This is a genomic window from Pseudomonas sp. (assembly GCF_040514055.1).
GTDB lineage: Bacteria > Pseudomonadota > Gammaproteobacteria > Pseudomonadales > Pseudomonadaceae > Aquipseudomonas.
On the sequence record NZ_JBEVDL010000021.1, the window covers coordinates 1 to 3,591 of the forward strand.

Sequence of the window (3,591 nt, forward strand, 5' to 3'; positions counted from 1 at the left end):
CGTGCGCGCAGGCTTGCTGGCCGCGTTCAACGCCGTCGAGCGGGATCCCGGGATCAAGCTGGTGCTGCTGTATTGCCTAGGCAGAACCTTTATAGCCGGTGCCGACATCCGCGAGTTTGGCAAACCCCCGCACGCGCCGATCCTGCCGGACGTCACCTTGTCTCTGGAAAACTTCACCAAGCCGTCACTGGCCGTGCTGCATGGCTCGGTGTTGGGCGGCGGTCTTGAAGTGGCGCTGGCCTGTCATTACCGCATCATCGAGGCCAACGCCAAAGTCGGACTGCCAGAGGTCAAGCTGGGGCTGTTGCCGGGTGCCGGCGGGACCCAGCGGTTGCCACGCCTGGCCGGTGTCGCCAAGGCACTGGAGATGATCGTAGGTGGAGAGCCGATCAGCGCGGCCGAGGCCAAGCGTCACGCCATTGTCGATGAGGTGTATGAGGGTGAGCCGTTGGCCGCTGGCCTGGCGTACGCCCGGCAGTTGTTGGCGCAAGGCGTGCAGCCACGCCGCAGTGGCCATGCCTCGATACCTGCGGGTGTCAGCGGCACTGCCGAGTTGCTCATGGCCAAGCGCGATGAGGTGCAACGCAGCCAGCCAGAGTCGTTCTCGCCGGTACGTTGTATTGCCGCCATCGAAGCGGCGACCTCACTGTCCTTGAGCGATGGCCTGCAGCGTGAGCGCGCGCTGTTCCTTGAGTGCATGGCATCACCCCAACGTACGGCGTTGATCCAGGCATTTTTCGCGCAGCGTCAAGCGGCTAAAGCGGTGGGTCCCGATGCACCGGTTACCCCCTGCACACCACCGGCGCCACTGCTGGAACGCCGGGTCGCCGAAGGCAAGACAGTTGCCGAGCTGGATCAGCAAGGCTGAACAGGTCGCTTGCGGCCAGCCAGCCTGACGCTGGCCCCACCCCCATCGAGGACTTTGCATGGACATCAACTACACCCCCGCCGAACTTGAGTTTCGCGATGAGGTACGCGCCTTCCTCAGCGCTGCCGTACCTGACGACATTGCTGCAAAAGTTCGCCTCGGCAAGCGTCTCGACAAGGAAGACCACCTGCGTTGGCAAGGGGTGCTGGCCAGGCGCGGCTGGTACGCCGCCAACTGGCCGGTAGAGCAGGGTGGTACTGGCTGGAGCGTGGTACAGCGCCACATCTTCGAGGAGGAGTGCGCCGCGTTCGGTGCGCCACGGTTGATCTCGTTCGGGGTCAACATGGTCGCCCCGGTGATCATGAAGTTCGGCAGTGAGGCGCAAAAGGCCTACTACCTGCCGCGCATCCTGTCCGGGGAAGACTGGTGGTGCCAGGGCTACTCCGAGCCGGGAGCCGGTTCCGACCTTGCCAGCCTGAAAACCCGCGCGGTGCTGGACGGCGACCACTACGTGGTCAATGGCCAGAAAACCTGGACCACCCTCGGTCAGCACGCCAACCTGATTTTCTGCCTGGTGCGCACTGACCCACAAGCCCAGCAGCAGCGCGGCATTTCCTTTCTGTTGATCGATATGGCGACGCCAGGCGTCACGGTGCGGCCCATCATCACCCTGGAGGGCGAGCATGAAGTCAATGAAGTGTTCTTCGACAACGTGCGTGTGCCCGTCGCCAATCGGGTGGGTGAAGAAAACAAGGGCTGGACGTGCGCCAAGTTCCTGTTGACCCATGAGCGCACCGGTCAGGCGGGCATTGCCCAGTCCAAGGCAGCGCTGGCGCAACTCAAATCGGTCGCATCTCAGGAATTGCGTAACGGTCTGCCGCTGCTGGATGACCCGCTGTTTCGGGTACAAGTTGCCGAAGTGGAAATGCAATTGATGGCCATCGAGATGAGCACGCTGCGCATCCTCGCGGCCGTGCAGGGCGGTGGTGTGCCTGGGGCGCAAAGTTCGATCCTGAAGATCAAGGGTTCCGAGATTCGCCAGGCGATCAGCCACCTGATGCGCAAGGTGTTGGGCGTGCATGCCTTGCCTTTCGCCGAGGAAGAGCTGGACTACGCCTTTGCCGGTGAGCTGTTGCACACCGACTACAGTGCCGCGCCAGCCGGCCAGTATTTCAACCTGCGCAAGCTGTCCATCTACGGCGGCTCCAACGAAATCCAGAAGAACATCATTGCCAAGATGATTCTTGAGCTCTAAGGAGGCACCCCCATGGACTTCAATCTCAGCGAAGAGCAGCAGATGCTGCAAGACACCGTCGCCCGTTTGGCGCGCGACCGTTACAGCTTTGAACAGCGTGAGCAGTTTTACCGTAGCGAGACGGGATTTAGCCGTGAGTTCTGGAACCAGCTCGGTGAGTTGGGCCTGAGCGCCGTACCCCTTGCCGAGGAATACGGTGGCTTCGGCGGCAGTGGCGTCGACACCCTGCTGGTGATGACTGAACTGGGCCGCAACCTGTGCCTGGAACCTTATCTTCAGTCGCAAATACACGGCGCCGGACTGCTGCAGCAACTGGGCAGCGCGGACCAGCGTGGCCAATGGTTGCCGCAAGTGGCGACCGGTGAGCTGCAGCTCGCGGTGGCACTGGAAGAGCGCCAGAGCCACTATCACCTGCACGATGTGCAGAGCCGCGCCGAAGCCGTCGAGGGCGGATGGCGCCTGACCGGGCATAAATGCGCGGTGGTCGGCGGCCACAGCGCCGGTCTCATTCTGGTCTCGGCGCGCACCGCTGGCGGCGCTCTCGACGAGTCCGGCATCAGCCTGTTTCTGCTGGACCCGCAGGCAGCGGGTGTGCGCCGCCGTGAATACCCGTGCATCGATGGCCCCCGCGCGTGCGACCTGTATTTGGATGGCGTCGTGCTCCAGCACAATCACCTGCTGGGTCCTGCCGGCCAAGCGCTTGCGGCATTGCGTTACCAGCAAGGGCGGGCGGTGGCGGCGCAATGCGCGGAGGCGATCGGCAATATGCAGGAAGCCTTCAGTCTGACGTTGGACTATCTGAAAACCCGTCAGCAGTTCAGCGCGCCGATCGGCAAGTTGCAGGTGTTGCAACACCGCATGGCGGACATGCGTGGCGAGCTGGAATTGGCGATTTCCATGGCCACGCTGGCCGCCTGTATCGCTGACGACCCCGACAGTGACGAACGCAGTCGCGGTCTGGCCGCCGCCAAGTTCATCGTCACTCGCGCCGCCCGGTTCATTGCCGAGCAAGCGATTCAATTGCACGGCGGCATCGGCATGACCTGGGAATACAACCTTGCCCACCATGCCAAGCGTCTGGTCATGCTCAGCCACCAGTTGGGCGACGACGACCATCATTTGCAGGCCTATGCCGATTTGATGCGCAACGCCTGAACACCCTTTACGGCCGGACACTGCGCTGGCGGTCTACTACAGGAACAGATCATGAAAGTACTGGTCGCGGTAAAACGTGTGGTCGATTACAACGTCAAGGTTCGCGTCAAGGCGGACACTTCCGGCGTCGACCTCGCCAACGTCAAGATGTCGATGAACCCGTTCTGCGAAATTGCCGTGGAAGAAGCCGTACGCTTGAAAGAGCAGGGCATTGCCAGCGAGATCGTCGTTGTCAGCGTCGGTCCCTCCACCGCCCAGGAGCAACTGCGCACCGCGCTGGCGCTGGGGGCCGATCGCGCCATCCTCGTCGAAT

General features: G+C 62.6%; 3 protein-coding genes and 1 pseudogene. All 4 read left to right on the forward strand.

From position 1 onward, the window contains the following. Nucleotides 1–760: pseudogene (locus ABWY06_RS05645) on the forward strand (enoyl-CoA hydratase/isomerase family protein); the annotation flags it as partial. Nucleotides 761–926: 166 nt separating this feature from the next. Beyond that, on the forward strand, nucleotides 927–2,123 hold the full coding sequence (locus tag ABWY06_RS05650) for an acyl-CoA dehydrogenase family protein (protein ID WP_353924588.1): 1,197 nt from the start codon (nucleotides 927–929) through the stop codon (nucleotides 2,121–2,123). A gap of 12 nt (nucleotides 2,124–2,135) precedes the next feature. Continuing rightward, nucleotides 2,136–3,278, forward strand: a complete 1,143-nt coding sequence (locus ABWY06_RS05655; protein ID WP_353924589.1) for an acyl-CoA dehydrogenase family protein — start codon at nucleotides 2,136–2,138, stop codon at nucleotides 3,276–3,278. Nucleotides 3,279–3,329: 51 nt separating this feature from the next. Beyond that, a partial coding sequence (locus ABWY06_RS05660; protein WP_502948150.1) for an electron transfer flavoprotein subunit beta/FixA family protein occupies nucleotides 3,330–3,591 on the forward strand: 262 nt, incomplete at its 3' end.

What these genes read in the sequence shown, in the direction of transcription:
- ABWY06_RS05650 (WP_353924588.1), top strand. Translation starts at nt 927, where the DNA reads ATGGACATCAACTACACCCCCGCCGAACTTGAGTTTCGCGATGAGGTA.
- ABWY06_RS05655 (WP_353924589.1), top strand. Translation starts at nt 2,136, where the DNA reads ATGGACTTCAATCTCAGCGAAGAGCAGCAGATGCTGCAAGACACCGTC.